Here is a 17,192-nt window from a genome sequence, read left to right on the forward strand (position 1 = left end):
GGAACTGGTCTTGAATTTGGTGGAGACAAACGGGAAACGGTTGGCCGATTTTCGCGGACTGCTGAATCTGAATGAAGCGGAAATCATGCTGTATAGCGAGCAAATTGTGATTGAAAGAGTGATTGTATCCCGTTCCAAGCGGCAAATCAAACTTTATTTGGCCTGTTTGCACCGCCTTCCGTCTGCTGTCTATCAGCAAATCAAACAGGCATTGCAAGGCAGTTTTCCGCTCGCAGCAGATGTTCAAATCCATTTCCGTTACCCGGCAGATGAGGAGAATTTGACACAGTGGGTGACTGATTACTGGCCGATTGCAGTGGAATCGGTTTGCGGCCAAGATCCGGTTTCTTCCGCCACACTGCGCCAATCGGAAATGGTTGTGGAAGACAGGCTTGTATCGGTCTCGATTTTAAATCGTTTGACAATGGAGCATCTGCAGAAGAAAGGATTTTCCTCCGCATTGGAAAAATGGTTCCGCGACGAACTGGGACTGGCTGTTCAAGTGAAGCTGCAGTTGGACGAGCAGGCGCAGGAAAAAGAGGAGCACATCCGCCAAAAAAATCGGGAGGCCGAACAGACGCTGGTCGAGCAGATGCGGCAGGCGATTTTGGCGGAAGAAGAGAAGGAGAAAACGGAGTCGGATGCGGAATCGGCAGTTCCGGAGCGGATTGCGATCGGTCGTGCGATTGAAGATCCTGTCATCGAAGTTCGAATGATTGGCGATGAGATGCGAAAAGCGGTCATCAAAGGGGAAATTTTCGATTTGGAAACGAGAGAGCTGGCCAGCGGCCGGACGCTTTTTCAATTTCATATCACCGATTTTACCGATTCGATCCTCTGTAAACTGTTCGCCAAAGACAACAAAATGGCCGATATGTTGAAACAGCTTTCTGAAGGGAAATGGCTTCAGGTCAGAGGTTCTGTTCAATTTGATACATTTGCCAAGGAACTGGTTTTGATTGCGCAGGATCTGTTTGAAGTGGATCCGCCAAAGCGGACGGATACGGCGGAAGTCAAACGGGTAGAACTGCACCTGCACACCCAGATGAGCACGCTGGATGGCGTGACGGCTGTCAAAGATCTTGTGTCGCAAGCCGCCAAATGGGGTCATCCGGCGATTGCCATTACGGATCATGGTGTGGTGCAGTCGTTTCCTGACGCTTACAGCGCCGCCAAAAAGGCGGGAATTAAATGTATTTTGGGGTTGGAAGCCTATCTGGTGGATGACGGCGTGCCGATCGTTTACCAGTTGACGGACAGCAACAATTTTGCGATTGACGAGGAAACGTCCTATATCGTATTCGATACGGAAACGACCGGTTTGAATGCGGCAGAAAACACATTAATCGAGATTGCAGCCGTGAAAATGAAAGGAATGGAGATCCTCGAAGAGTGGACTACGCTGATTGATCCGGAAACGGAAATCACGCCGAAGATCACCGAACTGACCGGCATCACCAACGAGATGGTGAAGGGGCAGCCGAAGCTGGCGGAAGCGCTGCCGAAATTCCGTGAATTTGTCGGCGAAGCGGTATTGGTCGCGCATAATGCGGAGTTCGACCTCGGATTTATTTCGGCATGTGCGGCGCGAATCGGCATGCAGCCCTGGACCAATCCGGTGCTTGATACGTTGCCGCTGGCCCGTAAGCTCTATCCAAGCGAAAAGAACTACCGCTTAAAAACATTGACGCAAAAATTCGGCGTTGAGTTGGTGAATCACCACCGGGCACTGGATGATACAGTGGCGACCGCAAAAGTGTTCCAGCACATGCTGAAAGATGTGAAACAACGGGGAATGACCCGTCTGTCGCAGCTGAATGAAAACGACGGTACGGTCGATTATTCCCGGATGCGTCCGATCCACACCACGGTTCTGGTGCAAAACAAGACCGGTTTGAAGAACCTCTACAAACTGGTGTCCGAATCACATGTGAAATATTTTTACCGTTATCCGCGTATTCCGAGAAGCCTGTTGGCAAAGCACCGGGAAGGCTTGCTGATTGGCACCGCCTGTCAGCAGGGGGAGCTGATGCAGGCCATTTTGCGAGGCAAAAGCCAACAGGATTTGGTTGATATAGCTGGCTTCTACGATTATTTGGAAATTCAGCCGCTTTCACATTATAAACCGCTTCTCAAAAACGAATCGGTCTCGTCGCTCGATTCTGTAAAAGAGTATCATAGACAGATAGTGGAAATCGGTCGTCAATTGGACAAACCGGTTGTCGCGACAGGCGATGTTCATTTTCTGAATCCGGAAGATGAAGTATACCGCGATGTGTTTCTCCAGTCGTTGAACGATTCAATGGCCGGTGACCAGCCGCCGCTTTATTTTATGACAACAAATGAAATGTTGGACGCATTTTCCTATCTGGGAGAAGAGTTGGCACATCAAGTGGTGGTTGAGAATTCGCGACTGATCGCGGACCGGATTGAAGAGGTCAGCCCAATCCCCGATCGTTTGTACACACCGGTGATCGAAGGCGCCGAGGATGAGTTGAAAAAAATGTGTTACGAAACAGCCAAACGGCTGTACGGGGATCCGTTGCCGGAAATTGTCGAAAAGCGCCTGGAAAAAGAGTTGAATTCGATTATCACGAATGGATTTGCCGTGATTTACCTGATTTCTTCCCGTTTGGTGAAAAAATCGCTGTCTGACGGCTATTTGGTCGGCTCACGCGGTTCGGTCGGTTCTTCGCTGGTGGCGACTTTTTCAGACATTACGGAAGTCAATCCGCTGCCGCCCCATTATTTGTGTCCGCAATGCAAGTACAGTGAGTTTATTGCGGACGGTTCGGTCGGTTCCGGTTTTGATTTGCCCAACAAAGACTGTCCGAAATGCGGTCACAAACTGAAAAAAGACGGACAGGACATCCCGTTTGAAACATTTCTTGGTTTCAAAGGCGACAAAGTGCCTGATATTGACCTTAACTTTTCTGGCGAATACCAACCGCGCGCCCATAAATATACACAGGAGCTGTTCGGCGTCGACTATGTGTATCGTGCCGGTACGATTGCGACGGTGGCGGAAAAGACAGCTTTTGGATATGTCAAAAAATACGGGGAAGAGAGAGGGAAGACCTACCGAAATGCGGAAGTGGCCCGTCTGGTGAAAGGCTGTACAGGCATCAAACGGACAACCGGACAGCATCCGGGCGGTATTATCGTAGTGCCGGATTATATGGACATATACGATTTTTGTCCGATTCAGTTCCCGGCGGATGACAACAGTTCCGAATGGCGGACTACGCATTTTGACTTCCATTCCATCCATGACAATCTGTTGAAACTGGACATTCTGGGTCACGACGATCCAACCGTCATCCGTATGCTGCAGGATTTGACCGAACTTGATCCGAAAACGATCCCGACAGACGATCCGTTGGTGATGTCGCTGTTTAGCAGCACGGAGGCGCTCGGCGTCAAACCGGAACAGATCCGATCCAATACGGGAACATACGGAATTCCCGAATTCGGAACAAAATTTGTTCGTCAGATGCTGGAAGACACAAAACCCAGCACATTTGCGGAATTGGTGCAGATTTCCGGTCTGTCGCACGGCACGGACGTGTGGCTGAATAACGCACAGGAATTGATACGCAAAGGGATCTGTAAACTGGCGGATGTGATCGGCTGCCGTGACGACATCATGGTGTACTTGATCTATCAAGGGTTGGAGCCGGGGCGTGCGTTCAAGATCATGGAATCGGTGCGGAAGGGGAAAGGAGTTTCTCCGGACGACGAGGAATACATGAAATCGTTTGGTGTGCCTGATTGGTACATCTGGTCCTGTAAGCAGATCAAATACATGTTCCCGAAGGCGCACGCGTCCGCTTACGTTTTGATGGCTGTCCGCATCGCCTGGTTCAAAGTGTATCGGCCTTTGCAGTTTTACGCGACCTATTTTTCGGTGCGGGCGGATGATTTTGATCTGCAGTTGATGTGCCAGGGGTATCAGGCCATCTGGAAAAAGATTGAGGAAATCGAGGCAAAAGGGATGCAAGCCTCTCCCAAGGAGAAATCGTTGCTGACAGTGCTGGAAATGGCGCTTGAGATGACGGCAAGAGGATTCAAATTCTATCCGCTTGATCTGTACAAATCGGACGCCACCCGCTTTCAGGTGCTGGAAGACGGTTTGCTGCCGCCGTTTGGCGCATTGGCAGGTGTTGGTGAATCGGCTGCCAAAGGCATTGTGGCGGCAAGAGAACAGGGCGAGTTTCTGTCGGTGGAAGATTTGCAGCAGCGTTCCCGCGCTTCCAAAACGGTGATTGAACTGCTGCAGGGGTTTGGCTGTCTGCAGGGTCTGCCGGAGACAAATCAGTTGAGTTTGTTTTAGGCAAGGAAATCTTGCAGGTTCCTTTACTGCGTGTTATAATTATCTGGGTATTTTAGAATTTACTTCCGTTTAATGAAGAGTGGGGCAACCCACTCTTTCAATATTCTATAAGGGGTCGTTCCCCAGGAGGGAAAGGATGTCTAAAGCCAGAGTCGTCGATATTGTGGAAGAATTGGTGACGCCGATTATCAGTCAGGAAGGTCTTGAATTGGTCGATGTCGAGTACGCCAAAGAAGGGGCAAATTGGTTCCTGCGGGTCTTTATTGATAAGCCGGGCGGAGTGGATATTGAAGACTGCGGCCGGGTAAGTGAAGCACTATCCAACAAACTGGATGAAGTCGACCCGATTCCAAACAGCTACTTTCTGGAAGTCTCCTCTCCCGGCGCGGAACGGTCGTTGAAGAAACCGTCCGATTTTGTCAGGTCGATTGGTGAGCAGATCTATCTGAAAACGTTTGAACCGGTGGAAGGCAAAAAAGAGTTCGTTGGCGAACTGGTATCTTACGATGATGAATGGCTCGTGATCAATGAATTACAGAAAACGATCCGTAAACAGTATCAGATTCCGGTTGCCAAGATTGCCAACGCCCGTTTGTCTGTCACGTTTTGAAAGATGCTGTAAAGGAGGGACTGCAGTTCCATGAATGTGGATTTTATGGATGCGTTAGAACAGCTTGAAAAAGAAAAAGGAATCAAGAAAGATGTATTGATTGAGGCGATTGAAGCTGCTTTGATTTCCGGCTACAAACGGAATTTCAATTCAGCGGCCAATGTGCGTGTGGACGTCAACAAACAAACCGGAACGGTAAAAGTATATGCGCGCAAACAAGTGGTTGAGGAACCGGATGATACAAGGCTGGAAATCTCGTTGGATGCGGCAGAAGAGATTGATCCGGGTATACAGATCGGTGACATTGTGGAAATCGAAGTGACGCCGAAAGATTTCGGTCGGATTGCCGCACAAACGGCAAAACAGGTTGTCACGCAGCGTATTCGGGAAGCCGAGCGCGGATTGATTTACACCGAATTTATCGATCGGGAAGACGATATTGTAACAGGTCTTGTTCAGCGGCAGGATGGGCGGAATTATTACGTGGATCTGGGCAAGATCGAAGCGGTGCTGCCCTTTACGGAAGTAATTCCGGGCGAAAAGTTCAAACACAATGACCGAGTAAAAACGTATATTACCAAAGTCGAAAAAACAACCAAAGGTCCGCAGGTGATGATCTCGCGAACGCATCCAGGGCTTTTGAAACGGCTGTTTGAATTGGAAGTGCCGGAAATTTACGATGGAGTTGTCGAAATTAAATCGGTATCACGGGAAGCGGGCCAACGTTCGAAAATCGCGGTCCACACGAAAAATCCGGACGTTGACCCGGTCGGGGCTTGTGTCGGTCCGCGCGGTACAAGAGTGCAAACCATCGTGACCGAACTGAAAGGCGAAAAAATTGACATTGTTCGCTGGAGCGATGATTTGGCTGAATTTGTGGCGAACGCACTGTCTCCGGCAAAAGTGGTAAGCGTGCATGTAGCGGCAGATGAAAAAGTGGCGCATGTGGTCGTGCCCGATTATCAACTGTCCCTGGCAATTGGCAAGGAGGGGCAAAACGCCAGACTGGCCGCCAAACTGACCGGGTGTAAAATCGATATTAAAAGCGAGTCCCAACTGGGAGGCTCTGCTAATCAGTCAGATGTGCATGCAGAGGGACAACCTGCTGAATTATCAGACGCTGATCTCGAAGGTGCAGAACAGTAAAGGCGGGGATTTGCATGGTGCAAAAAAAGACTCCTCTCAGGAAATGTGTTGGATGCCAAGAAATGAAACCGAAAAAAGAATTGATCCGGGTCGTGCACAGTCCCGACAACCAAGTGTTTCTTGACCCAACCGGCAAAAAATCCGGACGAGGTTCTTATATATGCAAAACGGAAGCCTGTTTCCAAATGGCCAAAAAGAAAAAATCGCTTGACCGTTCTCTCAAAATCAACGTATCGGATGAAATATACGAGCAGTTGGAAAGAGAATTGTCTCTTGTGAAGTCGGATGAATAATCAGATTCTCCAATTGTTGGGGATGGCGATGCGAGCGGGCGCTGTTGCAACGGGCGATGAAACCTGCCTGGCGAAAGTTCGCTCCGGCCAAGCGCTTGTAACTTTTTTGGCGAACGATGCGGGACATAATACACAGAAAAAGTACCGGGACAAATGTGCCACTTATCGTGTTCCGTTAATCGAGTCGTTTTCAAAAACGGAACTCGGCGTATCGCTTGGGAAAATCGAACGGGTCGTGGCGGTTGTGACACACAATGGGTTTGCAGATCGGATTCTGCAGTTGTCAAAGGAACAAATCGGGGGTGAAAGATGTGAGTAAGTTGCGCGTTTACGAATATGCGAAACAAATGAATATGTCAAGTAAAGAGATTATCACGATATTGAATCGGTTGAACATACAAGTCGCCAACCATATGAGCGTCATGGATTCGGAAATGGTGTCAGCCGTAGAGAACTTTATGGCCGACCTGAAAAGTCGGGCCGCGCAGAATGAACAGTGGAAACAACCGGCGGAACCCGCCGCCGAACGTCCTGCTGCTCAAGAACGTACGCAGGGTAATACAGAGAACCGTACATCTGCGAATCAGACGCCCCAGAATCAGACGAAAGACGGGAGCGGCCAACAGACGCAAAATCGGCCACAAGGACAAGTCCAGGGCCAGTTACAAGGACAGGGCAATCGTCCATCAGGCGGTGGTCAGCCGAAAGGGAATCGTCCCGGTCAATTACAGGCTGGTCAAAGACCGCTGCATGCGCAACAAGCCAGTGCCATCGTGGAAGACGTGTTGGATGACGAACGGACAGTCAACCGAGACAAGATTGTGAAGAAACCAAAACAAAATCCACAGGCTACGAAAGACAACCGGAGACCATTTAACAACCAGAACCAACGTAATCAAAAAGGCGGCAAAGGGAATCAACCGCGCCAGCAACAGTCCAATCTGCCTAAACAGCCGGAAGGACCGAAGAAGATCGAGATTGAAGGTGCCGTTACCGTCGGTGAATTGGCGAAATTGATCAAACGGGAACCGTCCGAAATTATCAAAAAGCTGCTGTTTCTTGGAATCATGGCCACGATTAACCAGGAGATTGACACAGATGCAATCGAACTGGTTGCGTCAGATTTTGGCGTTGAGGTGGTAGTGAAAGAGCCGGTCGACGAAGAGGCGCTTGATATGCTGATTGAAGAGGCGGATCCGGCAAAACTGCAGGAACGGCCGCCGATTGTAACCATTATGGGACATGTCGACCACGGAAAGACCACCCTGCTGGACGCGATTCGGGAGACGAATGTGACCGCTCAGGAAGCGGGGGGGATTACGCAGCATATTGGGGCGTATCAAGTGGAGGTCAGCGGAAAGAAAATCACTTTTCTGGATACGCCAGGTCATGAAGCGTTCACGACGATGCGGGCCCGTGGCGCACAGGTCACAGACATCACCGTCCTGGTTGTGGCGGCTGACGATGGGGTAATGCCGCAAACGGTGGAAGCGATCAACCATGCGAAAGCGGCAAACGTTCCCATTATTGTAGCGGTCAACAAAATGGATAAACCGGACGCAAATCCGGACCGTGTACGTCAGGAACTGAGTGAATATGGGCTGATTTCGGAGGAGTGGGGAGGCGATACGATTTTTGTGCCGCTTTCCGCAAAACAAAGAACAGGGTTGGATCAACTGCTGGAAATGATTTTGCTGGTTGCGGAGATGGCGGAACTGAAGGCGGATCCAACAGCAAGACCGCGCGGCACTGTGATTGAAGCGGAGTTGGACAAGGGACGCGGACCTGTAGCCACCGTACTGGTTCAGAACGGAACCATGAGAGTCGGTGACATTGTGGTTGCTGGTACGACATTCGGTCGCGTGCGGGCAATGGTGAATGATAAAGGCCGTCGTGTGAAAGAGGCAGGTCCTTCCTATCCGGTCGAGATTCTTGGTTTGAATGACGTGCCGAGTGCCGGCGATTTGTTTGTTGTGTATGATGATGAACGAAAGGCGAGAAGCTTGGCGGAAAAACGGATCGCAAAACACCGTCAGGAACAGCTTGGCGTTCAGAGCCGGGTTACACTGGAGGATCTCTACAAACAGATTCAGGAAGGTGACGTCAAAGAACTGAACGTAATTATTAAAGCGGACGTGCAGGGTTCGGTCGAAGCATTGACGGGTTCACTTGAAAAAATTGATATTGCGGGCGTTCGTGTGAAAGTCATTCACAAAGGCGTTGGCGCCATTACCGAATCGGATATTCTGTTGGCGAGCGCCTCCAATGCGATCGTGATTGGATTTAATGTAAGGCCGGAACCGAATGCAGGGCGGGTCGCTGAATCGGAAAAAGTGGACGTTCGCCTCTACCGCGTGATTTACAATGTGATCGAAGAGCTGGAAGCGGCCATGAAAGGGATGCTGGATCCCGAATATAAAGAAGTTATCCAAGGCCGAGCGGAAATCAGACAGACGTTTAAAGTGTCGAAAGTGGGCACGATTGCCGGCTGCTATGTGACAGAGGGGAAAGTTACCCGCAACTCGGAAGTCCGCGTAATTCGCGACGGCATTGTCATTTATGAAGGCAAATTGGATACGTTAAAGCGGTTCAAGGACGATGCGCGTGAAGTGGCATCCGGGTATGAATGCGGTATAACACTGGAAAACTTTAACGATATCAAAGAGGGAGATATCATTGAAGCATTCGTTATGGAAGCTGTAAAAGTGTAATCGAATGATGGCATCCTGCCCGGTTTTGTCTGTTTCTGACAAATCCGGGTTTCGCCTTTTCTAAAATCATGGGGGGAATCGATATGGCGAAAATTCGCGTCAGTCGTGTGGCTGAGCAGTTGAAAAAGGAAATCTCCGAAATTATTCGCCAAGAGGTCAAGGATCCGCGCGTCGGTTTTGTTACGGTCACCGATGTGGAAGTAAGCGGTGATTTACAGATTGCGAAAGTGTTTGTGTCCGTGCTAGGCAACCAGGATCAAAAGGATGAGACGTTGAAAGCATTGAGAAAAGCGAGCGGCTTTATACGCAACGAAGTGGGGCAGCGCATCCGCTTGCGTCTGACGCCGGAAATATCCTTCGAAATTGACACATCGCTTGATTATAGTACAAAGATTCAAGAAACGTTGCGGGAGATCAATTCCGAAAGGACTGAATAAAAATGGAAAAAAATCGGATGTTGCAGGAAGCAGCCGATTTTATCCGGCAAAATGACCGTTTTCTGTTGGTGACGCATGTGCAGCCGGATGGGGATGCATTCGGATCGACACTTGGCTTTGCCCATTTGCTGGAAGCGTTGGGCAAACAGGTTGTAATCGCAGCGGAAGAACCGGTGCCGGGAAAGTTTCAATTTCTGCCGGGCAGCAACAAGATCCAGATCTGTTCATCCATCTCGGAAAAGTTTTCAACGGTCGTGGCACTTGACTGCGGTGATTTTCGCCGGTTGGGATCCTGTGCCGATTTGCTTTTGCCGGATGCGGCAGTTCTAAATATTGACCATCATAAAACGAACGATTTGTTTGGAAAGGCCAATTTGGTCGATTTGGATGCGGCTGCTACTTCGCAAATCGTTTATGACCTGGCCGGATTTTTGCGTGTTTCGGTTGGTTTGCCGATGGCCATTTGCCTATATACCGGGATTATGACCGATACAGGTGGATTCCGATACAGCAACACGACGGTGGCCGTACATCGGATTGTGGGAGATCTTCTGGAGATTGGGGTCGCCCCGTACGAGATTGCGGACCGTCTTCTGGAGACGCTGACCTGGGCGCAGGCGCAGTTGATTCGTGAAGCGCTGGGGACTTTGCAGCGTGACTCATCCGGTCAGGTGGCTTGGATAGCAGTGAAAAGAGATCTGCTTGATCGCCTTGGAGCTCGTGATGAGGACGTGGAGGGTCTTGTCAGTTATGCACGCAACATTCAGGGGGTCGAGGTGGGGATCCTGTTTCGGGAGAAAGAAGACGGATCTGTTAAAGTCAGTCTCCGTTCCAAATATCGGGTGGACGTTGGCCAAATTGCGCTTTTTTATGGGGGCGGAGGACATGCCCGGGCGGCCGGCTGTTCGCTGCATTCCAGCATTGAACAGGCGCAGACAGATGTTCTTGCGAAAGTAAGTGAGTGGCTGGCCACATGAACGGAATTCTGGTCATCAACAAGCCGAAAGGAATGACGTCACAGCAGGTGGTGGGTCGCTTGCGGCGGCTGCTTTGCATCAAAAAAATTGGCCATACAGGCACACTGGATCCTGATGTAGACGGGGTTTTGCCGATTTGTATCGGACATGCCACCCGAATCGCCGAATACATGCTGGATCAAGACAAGGCCTACCGGGGAGAGCTTACCTTTGGATTTGCCACCGACACACAGGATGCATCCGGTCAGGTGATCGAATCGGTGGACTCGGTGTCTTTAACGGAAGAACAGATCCGTTCTGTGTTCAATCGCTTCCAAGGGGTAATCGAGCAAATCCCGCCCGCCTATTCCGCAGTGAAAGTGGATGGCAAACGTGCGTATGACCTGGCCCGGCAAGGAAAGCAGGTCGATCTTCCAGTCCGTCAAGTCACCATTTATTCTATACATATCGAAAGTATTACGCTAAATCTTCCCTATCCAAAAGTATGTTTTGAAGTAGAATGTTCAAAAGGGACCTACATACGAACGCTTTGTCATGATATAGGCAAAATGGCAGGGGTTCCCGCCCATATGTCTGCGCTTACCCGCATTCGGTCCGGGCCGTTTCGGATTGAATCGGCCCATACGCTGGAAACGATTGAAGAAGCGGTCCAGGCAGGGGAGATCGACAAATATCTGCTTTCTCCCACGGCGGCGATCTCCCATTTTCCGATTGTACGGATTACAGGGGAGCAGCTAAACCGGGTATGTAACGGCAGGCCGATGGCGATCCCTATGCAAAATCGACGCTGGCAGACGGGTGATCGAATCTGTCTGGAAACCGAGGACAACAGGCTTGTGGCCATCTACCGGATCGAACGGACGAATCGGGATGTATGCAACATAAAGCCTGAGAAAGTGTTTAAGCAATAGGAGGCACCGGGATGAAAACAGTACGAATCGATCATACCGCGAGCGAATGGCCTTTGGAACCGAGTGTGCTGGCGTTGGGAAATTTTGATGGCGTCCATAAGGGGCACCGTCAGATTATTGAGGATGCAAGACAGCTGGCACTTGCCCGGGGCTTGAAACTTGCCGTGATGACATTCGACCCGCATCCCCGTCAGGTATTGGGAGCGGGAGCCAATTACGACCAACAGTTGACCCCATTGCCTGTGAAACTGAAGATTTTTCAGGAATTAGAGGTAGACATCTGTTATGTGGTTCATTTTAATAAAGAGTTTTCCTGCGTATCGGCCCAATCGTTTGTGGACGAATATTTGCTGCGCTCTCAGGCGGAAGTTGTGGTGGCCGGTTTCGATTACCGGTTTGGCAAGGGCGGCAGCGCCGATGTCACACGTTTAAAAGCTTTGATGGAACGGGCGGGCCGGCAGGTGCATGTGGTGTCTGCCGTCAACCTCTACGGGGAAAAGGTTTCGTCATCTTTTATACGGGAAAAGCTGCTGCTGGGGGAAGTGAAGTTGGCGGCTGATTTGCTCGGAAAGTATTATGAAGTAACCGGGACCGTCGTGCACGGGGAAGCAAGAGGCCGATTGCTCGGGTTTCCGACTGCGAATGTGGAGCCTTCCTACAAATTTGTGCTGCCCCGTGCAGGCGTTTATCTGGTGCGGGTTCATTTGACCGACAGCCATCAGGTGTATGACGCGGTCATGAATATCGGCATGAAACCTACTTTTCAGGACGATGAGAAAAAAATCAGCCTGGAGGCGCATCTGCTTGACTGGTCCGGGGATTTGTATAACCAGAACGTTAAAATTGAGTTTCTTGATTTTATCCGCTCAGAGAGAAAATTCTCTTCGGCTGAGGAACTTGTTCAACAGATCCGGTCCGATGTTCAAGAGGCCAAACGGCGATTGGTGCGTATGAAGTCATAGTCTGAAACGGTTATAGGACAACGGACAGGACGCATAAATTTAAACAACCGAGTGCTGTCGGTTTACTCGTCGACCAATCTATGCTATACTTCATTCTGGTATGAACGGGCTTGATGCCGCAGCACATCATGGCTGTGAGGGGAAATGCGCCGTGAAATACCCATCCGTTGACTCACGTGATGCGAATCTGATTCAATTGTGCAGGGAAGTTGCCCGCATCTGTATCAGCGAAGAATTTCAGCGGTTAAATCGCGAAATGATTCGGCTGTACAGAAAAAGCGGGATCACCGACCCTTACCTTGCGGCGTTTCAGGATGCGCTATTTTCGCTGTTTGTCGAGACCGATGCAGATTATCACGTGAAGGGTTCCGCTGAACCTTTTTCCTGATATGAAGATCATTGTCACCATGCATGCGAAACAGAGGCTGTATGAGGAACGGCAACGAGGGATCCGGGTCGATGACATTGTCCGGGCTGCCAGCCAGATTCCCGGCCATGTTCCGGTAGCGACCCGATTCCGCAGTTTCTTGTCACAAAGCGGACGCACTTTTGATATCGTGGCAAAGGACATTGCTCAGGGCAGATTAGTGATCACTGTCATCGGCAAATGAACCTCAGCGTGGATTTCGGGTACCTCGCCGACATCTGGGCTGTGGGGATAATTTGAAAAAGGAGGTGTGCAGTATGTCGTTATCTATGGAACAAAAACAGGAATTGATCTCTCAATTTAAAGTGCATGAAAGCGATACCGGTTCTCCGGAAGTTCAAATTGCTATTTTGACAAACAAAATTAACTATTTGAACGATCATCTGCGCGTACACAAGAAAGATCACCATTCCCGCCGCGGTCTTCTGAAAATGGTCGGACACCGCCGTAACCTGTTGAACTATCTTCGCAAGAAGGATGTCAACCGGTACCGGAATGTGGTTGAAAAATTGGGCCTGCGCAAATAATCATCAGGAAGCGGGGACTTACCCGCTTCTTGTTTTTTGTTTGGGAAAGAAGGAAATACTGACCGTATGCCGAAGATAATAAGGTTGATACATATTTTTATTTTTCGTGCAGCGTTGAAGGGAGGATACTGGCCGATTATGATCGAAGGCGACATACATCGTGTGTTTGAAACCGAATTGGCCGGACGGAAATTAAGTTTTGAAACGGGGAAATTTGCCAAACAGGCAAATGCCGGCGTTATGGTTCGTTATGGAGAAACGGCCGTTCTGGCTACTGTGACGGCTTCCAAGGAACCGAAAGATCTCGACTTTTTTCCGTTGACAGTCAATTATGAAGAACGTTTGTATGCGGTGGGCAAAATCCCGGGCGGCTTTATTAAACGGGAAGGTCGACCGAGCGAAAAAGCGATTTTGGCGAGCCGATTGATCGACCGCCCAATCCGCCCGCTATTTCCGGAAGGTTTTCGGAATGATGTGCAGATTGTGGATATTGTGATGTCGGTGGACCAGGATTGTGCACCGGAGATTGCCGCTATGCTGGGGACCTCAGTGGCGTTGATGATTTCTGATGTTCCGTTCGACGGTCCCATTGCGGGCGTCATTGTGGGGCGCATTGACGGGCAGTTTGTAATAAACCCGTCAGTGGCGCAGGAACCGTTAAGTGACATGCATCTGACGGTGGCAGGTACGAAAGATGCCATTGTGATGGTAGAAGCGGGCGCCAAGGAAGTGCCGGAAGACGTCATGCTGGAAGCTATCATGTTTGGCCACGAAGAAATCAAACGCCTGGTTGCTTTTCAAGAAGAGATTCAAAAGGCAGTCGGCAAACCAAAAATGGAAGTTGTATTACATACTGTTGACGAAGCGATCGATCGGCAGGTTCGTGAATTTGCCACTGAGAAACTCAAGGCGGCGATTCGCATCCCAGAGAAGCAAGCCCGGCAAGACGCGATTGATGCGGTCAACCACGCTACGCTGGAGCGTTTTGAGGCTCTCAACCCGGAACAATTTGCGGAGCAGAAGGCAGACATAGAAGAAACGCTCTATAATATTGTCAAGGAAGAAGTTCGCAGAGCGATTATATTTGAAAAAATACGTCCGGACGGACGGGCCCTGGACGAAGTGCGGCCGATTACGAGCGAAGTGGGTGTACTGCCGCGGGCGCACGGTTCCGGTCTGTTTACGCGCGGGCAAACGCAGGCGCTTTCCGTTTGTACACTCGGCGCGCTTGGCGATGTCCAGATTTTGGACGGGTTGGATTTGGAAGAGACGAAACGGTTCATGCACCATTACAATTTTCCTCCTTTCTCGGTGGGGGAAGCGCGCCCGCTGCGGCCGCCGGGGCGTCGGGAAATTGGTCACGGAGCGTTGGGTGAGCGTGCGCTGGAACCGATCATACCGTCTGAAGAAGAGTTTCCGTATACGATTCGTCTGGTATCCGAGGTGCTTGAATCGAACGGCTCCACTTCGCAAGCCAGCATCTGCGGTTCTTGTCTGGCGATGATGGACGCTGGAGTACCGATCAAGGCGCCAGTTGCCGGTGTGGCGATGGGCCTTGTGGCAGAAGGGGAAGGATATGCGGTACTGACCGATATCCAAGGCATGGAAGACCACCTGGGCGATATGGACTTTAAAGTTGCCGGTACGGAAAAAGGCGTAACGGCCTTGCAGATGGATATCAAAATCAAAGGGTTGAATCGCCAGATTTTAAAAGAGGCATTGGAACAGGCGCATCGTGGACGAATGCACATTCTTGGCAAAATGATGGAAGCGATCTCCAAGCCTCGTGCAGAACTGTCCAAATACGCGCCGCGTATTATCACCATGCGGATTCATCCAGATAAAATCCGGGAAGTGATTGGGCCTGGCGGTCGTGTGATCAATAAAATCATCGAAGAAACAGGCGTTAAAATTGACATTGAACAGGATGGCCGCGTGTTTATTGCTACCTCAGATTTTGAGGCAGGCGAAAAGGCACGTCTTATAATCGAGGGCATCGTAAAAGAAGTGGAAGTCGGTGAAATCTACAATGGCCGCGTAACCCGCGTCGAAAAATACGGCGCATTTGTAGAGGTGCTGCCCGGTAAAGAAGGACTTGTCCATATTTCCCACCTGGCGGAAGAACGGGTCGAGAAAACGGAAGATATAGTCAAAGTCGGAGACGAGATTCCGGTCAAAGTGACAGAGATCGATCCGCAAGGCCGTATCAATTTGTCCCGCCGCGCCGCATTGCGCCAATTGCGTGGAGAACCGCCAGAAGATCCTGCATCCCCCCGTCGGGAAAGGGATAACCGTGATCGGGACAACCGCCCGCCGCGTGGCGACAGGGACAATCATCCACCGCGCAGTGATCGGGACCGACCACGCGGGGATCGGGAAAACTCCCCTACCGAACAACCAAAAAGTTGATTGAAAAGAGTCTGAGATGACTCTTTTTTTTGTGTATAAACAGTCCTCCTTTCCGAAAAGCCTTGCGCTTGGGAGACAGGGTTGCCGTCTGCACGGCACATGCATAAGAGGCTCTCTTGCCGTGTGACCGAAACCGGACCCGGAACGAGGTATCACATACGCCGTGAATCACTTGTTTCGAAACGGTCCGTTTTCGATCTAAACGGTACGAGAGCCATGCATGCGAGCCGTTCGATGGCAACCCTGTCTCCTTCGCGGCTAGCTTTTACGCAGGCAGGACTGTCTTGCAGGTTGAGAGAACGCGGATGTTTCTTACTAACGCCTGTACGGCCGCCGACTTTTTTCTTCTTTTTTGCGCAAACTAACGAAAACTGCAAAGGAGCATCATCATGAAGCTTTTTTCCTTAACCGTTTCCACGATCCTGGCTGCTGCTGTATGCACCTCGGTACCGCTAAAAGAGCCCGCTTACGCTTTCCAAACGGCAGAAGCACTGACTTATAATCAATTGAAAGAAATCGCAACCCAAAAGAAACTTTTACCGGTAAATGCAAAAATCAGCCGCGCGGGGAAAGCGAATGTGATTCCGGAACTGAATGGGCTCGAAATCGATGTAGAAGAGACGTGGAACCGCTTGCAGCAAAATTCCGGATACCCGATTCCCTATGCATACAAACAGATTCCTCCGCAAATAACCATCAAAGATTTGCCACTTCTCCCCATTTACCAAGGAAACTCGGCTAAAAAAGAAATGGCTCTGATGATCAACGTGGCGTGGGGCACCGAATACATACCAGCCATCCTTGAGGAATTAAAACGTCATGCGGCAAAAGCCACATTTTTCTTGGACGGTTCCTGGCTTTTAAAAAATCCGGACGTTGCTCGCCAGATTGTAACCGCCGGACACGAAATCGGCAATCATGCATTCTCGCATCCGGATATGGCACGTTTATCGGCTGCCAGGCAGCTTGAACAGATTGAAAAAACGCAAACGGCGATTAAAAATACGCTTGCTGTTTCAAGCAAATGGTTTGCTCCTCCGAGCGGTTCCTACAATGACGAAACGGTACGTTTGGCCAAACAAAGTGGTATGACAACCGTGCTTTGGACTTTGGACACAGTCGATTGGCGGCGGCCGCCATCCCAGCAAATTATCAACCGAATTGTTCCGAAAGCGGTGAACGGGGCCATGGTATTAATGCATCCGACAGCTCCAACAGCAGAGGCGTTGAAAACAATGATTCCCGCTTTGCAGCAGAAAGGATTTCGATTGGTAACAGTCAGCGACTTATTGTCACCTGTAAGGCAGCCGGAATAATTATATTGTAGGATGTACCTTTCCTCTGCTATATTTGTGTGGAGGCAAGGATGGCATGAACCTGCAGCCGGGTAACCGGTTGGCTCTTGGCACCAAAGATACAAAGTCGTACTATGGCGCGCCGCAGGCGCCG

At 50.2% G+C, this 17,192-nt stretch carries 15 protein-coding genes; all 15 read left to right on the top strand.

All coding sequences use genetic code 11. The annotated features are described in order from the left end of the window. The first annotated feature begins 10 nt into the window (after positions 1–10). The gene (locus skT53_RS01415; RefSeq protein WP_200759442.1) at positions 11–4,333 is read left to right on the top strand and encodes a PolC-type DNA polymerase III; all 4,323 of its coding nucleotides are present in this window, start codon (positions 11–13) and stop codon (positions 4,331–4,333) included. A 136-nt stretch (positions 4,334–4,469) separates the two neighbouring features. Further along, complete coding sequence (rimP, locus tag skT53_RS01420) at positions 4,470–4,943, top strand: ribosome maturation factor RimP (RefSeq protein WP_200759443.1); 474 nt, start codon at positions 4,470–4,472, stop codon at positions 4,941–4,943. Positions 4,944–4,973: 30 nt separating this feature from the next. Then, complete coding sequence (nusA, locus tag skT53_RS01425) at positions 4,974–6,089, top strand: transcription termination factor NusA (protein ID WP_200759444.1); 1,116 nt, start codon at positions 4,974–4,976, stop codon at positions 6,087–6,089. 14 nt (positions 6,090–6,103) lie between these two features. Further along, on the top strand, positions 6,104–6,382 hold the full coding sequence (gene rnpM / locus skT53_RS01430; RefSeq protein ID WP_200759445.1) for an RNase P modulator RnpM: 279 nt from the start codon (positions 6,104–6,106) through the stop codon (positions 6,380–6,382). After that, a complete protein-coding gene (locus skT53_RS01435; protein WP_200759446.1) occupies positions 6,375–6,701 on the top strand; it encodes a L7Ae/L30e/S12e/Gadd45 family ribosomal protein in 327 nt (108 codons plus the stop codon). Before rnpM ends, skT53_RS01435 begins: the two co-directional genes overlap by 8 nt. After that, a complete protein-coding gene (infB, locus tag skT53_RS01440; protein WP_226375302.1) occupies positions 6,694–9,093 on the top strand; it encodes a translation initiation factor IF-2 in 2,400 nt (799 codons plus the stop codon). The genes skT53_RS01435 and infB overlap by 8 nt, the downstream gene beginning before the upstream one ends. An 83-nt stretch (positions 9,094–9,176) precedes the next feature. Then, positions 9,177–9,530 (top strand): 30S ribosome-binding factor RbfA, encoded by a 354-nt coding sequence (gene rbfA / locus skT53_RS01445; RefSeq protein WP_200759448.1) that lies wholly within the window; start codon positions 9,177–9,179, stop codon positions 9,528–9,530. A 2-nt stretch (positions 9,531–9,532) separates the two neighbouring features. Beyond that, the gene (locus skT53_RS01450) at positions 9,533–10,507 is read left to right on the top strand and encodes a DHH family phosphoesterase (RefSeq protein ID WP_200759449.1); all 975 of its coding nucleotides are present in this window, start codon (positions 9,533–9,535) and stop codon (positions 10,505–10,507) included. Beyond that, a complete protein-coding gene (gene truB / locus skT53_RS01455; RefSeq protein ID WP_200759450.1) occupies positions 10,504–11,418 on the top strand; it encodes a tRNA pseudouridine(55) synthase TruB in 915 nt (304 codons plus the stop codon). The genes skT53_RS01450 and truB overlap by 4 nt, the downstream gene beginning before the upstream one ends. Before the next feature lie 11 nt (positions 11,419–11,429). Next, positions 11,430–12,380: a bifunctional riboflavin kinase/FAD synthetase gene (locus skT53_RS01460; RefSeq protein WP_200759451.1), complete on the top strand. Its 951-nt coding sequence runs from the start codon at positions 11,430–11,432 to the stop codon at positions 12,378–12,380. Positions 12,381–12,531: 151 nt separating this feature from the next. Beyond that, positions 12,532–12,768 (top strand): hypothetical protein, encoded by a 237-nt coding sequence (locus skT53_RS01465; protein ID WP_200759452.1) that lies wholly within the window; start codon positions 12,532–12,534, stop codon positions 12,766–12,768. A 1-nt stretch (position 12,769) separates the two neighbouring features. Beyond that, complete coding sequence (locus skT53_RS01470; protein WP_200759453.1) at positions 12,770–12,991, top strand: hypothetical protein; 222 nt, start codon at positions 12,770–12,772, stop codon at positions 12,989–12,991. 73 nt (positions 12,992–13,064) lie between these two features. Further along, a complete protein-coding gene (rpsO, locus tag skT53_RS01475; RefSeq protein WP_200759454.1) occupies positions 13,065–13,334 on the top strand; it encodes a 30S ribosomal protein S15 in 270 nt (89 codons plus the stop codon). 138 nt (positions 13,335–13,472) lie between these two features. After that, positions 13,473–15,743 carry a polyribonucleotide nucleotidyltransferase gene (pnp, locus tag skT53_RS01480; protein ID WP_404828922.1) on the top strand — a complete coding sequence of 757 codons (2,271 nt, stop codon included), beginning with the start codon at positions 13,473–13,475 and terminating at the stop codon, positions 15,741–15,743. A 389-nt stretch (positions 15,744–16,132) separates the two neighbouring features. Then, positions 16,133–17,059 (top strand): polysaccharide deacetylase family protein, encoded by a 927-nt coding sequence (locus tag skT53_RS01485; RefSeq protein WP_200759455.1) that lies wholly within the window; start codon positions 16,133–16,135, stop codon positions 17,057–17,059. Positions 17,060–17,192 lie beyond the last annotated feature (133 nt).

Origin of the sequence: Effusibacillus dendaii (genome assembly GCF_015097055.1) — a bacterium.
Lineage (GTDB): Bacteria > Bacillota > Bacilli > Tumebacillales > Effusibacillaceae > Effusibacillus > Effusibacillus dendaii.

Coding starts and splice junctions, on each gene's coding strand:
- rimP (WP_200759443.1), top strand. CDS start 4,470: ATGTCTAAAGCCAGAGTCGTCGATATTGTGGAAGAATTGGTGACGCCG.
- nusA (WP_200759444.1), top strand. CDS start 4,974: ATGAATGTGGATTTTATGGATGCGTTAGAACAGCTTGAAAAAGAAAAA.
- rnpM (WP_200759445.1), top strand. CDS start 6,104: ATGGTGCAAAAAAAGACTCCTCTCAGGAAATGTGTTGGATGCCAAGAA.
- skT53_RS01435 (WP_200759446.1), top strand. CDS start 6,375: ATGAATAATCAGATTCTCCAATTGTTGGGGATGGCGATGCGAGCGGGC.
- rbfA (WP_200759448.1), top strand. CDS start 9,177: ATGGCGAAAATTCGCGTCAGTCGTGTGGCTGAGCAGTTGAAAAAGGAA.
- skT53_RS01450 (WP_200759449.1), top strand. CDS start 9,533: ATGGAAAAAAATCGGATGTTGCAGGAAGCAGCCGATTTTATCCGGCAA.
- truB (WP_200759450.1), top strand. CDS start 10,504: ATGAACGGAATTCTGGTCATCAACAAGCCGAAAGGAATGACGTCACAG.
- skT53_RS01460 (WP_200759451.1), top strand. CDS start 11,430: ATGAAAACAGTACGAATCGATCATACCGCGAGCGAATGGCCTTTGGAA.
- skT53_RS01470 (WP_200759453.1), top strand. CDS start 12,770: ATGAAGATCATTGTCACCATGCATGCGAAACAGAGGCTGTATGAGGAA.
- rpsO (WP_200759454.1), top strand. CDS start 13,065: ATGTCGTTATCTATGGAACAAAAACAGGAATTGATCTCTCAATTTAAA.
- pnp (WP_404828922.1), top strand. CDS start 13,473: ATGATCGAAGGCGACATACATCGTGTGTTTGAAACCGAATTGGCCGGA.
- skT53_RS01485 (WP_200759455.1), top strand. CDS start 16,133: ATGAAGCTTTTTTCCTTAACCGTTTCCACGATCCTGGCTGCTGCTGTA.